Genomic DNA, 570 nt, shown 5'->3' with positions numbered 1-570 from the left:
GGGATGGGTTTACTTGTTCATATTGATGTTGCCGCCCAACACGATGACGCCGCTGGCGTTGATTTCAATGCTGTTGGTCTCTCCGCCGAAGATGATTTTGATGCTCTCCGGGGTCATCACGATTTTTCCTGCGCCGACTTTCAGCATGATAGTGTCACTGGCTTCATACAGCTGAGTCCCGTCGCCCGCTTTCCCGGCACTGGTCCTGACCTGGACCTGATTGGCGTCGGTGCTGCGCAGCTGGCAGATGGTTTCCATCAGGTTACCCTGTTCAATGGTTGTTTTTTCATCACCGGCCTGAACGGTGATCTCACGGTCGGCGGTTTCTACGGTGAGAGTCTGGTGATGTTTTACCCGGGTATGCATATCCCGTTGAGCGTGCAGCGACAGTGCTTCACTGCCTTTGGCATCTTCAAAACACAGTTCGTTATAGCCTTCGCCCTTGTGGGTTTTTGAGCGGAAGGCCATCTGGGTTTTGCTGCCCGGTAAGGTGCCGGGCGGGATGTTGTTGGCATGATAGGTGCGCCCGGTGACAATCGGCTGGTCCGGGTCACCATCAAGAAAGTCCAC

The 570-nt window shown here is 54.7% G+C and carries 1 protein-coding gene; it reads right to left on the bottom strand.

Annotated elements, in window-relative coordinates:
• Positions 1-9 precede the first annotated feature (9 nt).
• Positions 10-570 (bottom strand): bacteriophage T4 gp5 trimerisation domain-containing protein (locus C5471_RS23510; RefSeq protein ID WP_422630947.1); only part of this gene is annotated, 561 nt, incomplete at its 5' end.

Source organism: Photorhabdus tasmaniensis, assembly GCF_011189505.1.
GTDB lineage: Bacteria > Pseudomonadota > Gammaproteobacteria > Enterobacterales > Enterobacteriaceae > Photorhabdus > Photorhabdus tasmaniensis.
This window is presented reverse-complemented; position numbering and strand designations above follow the sequence as displayed.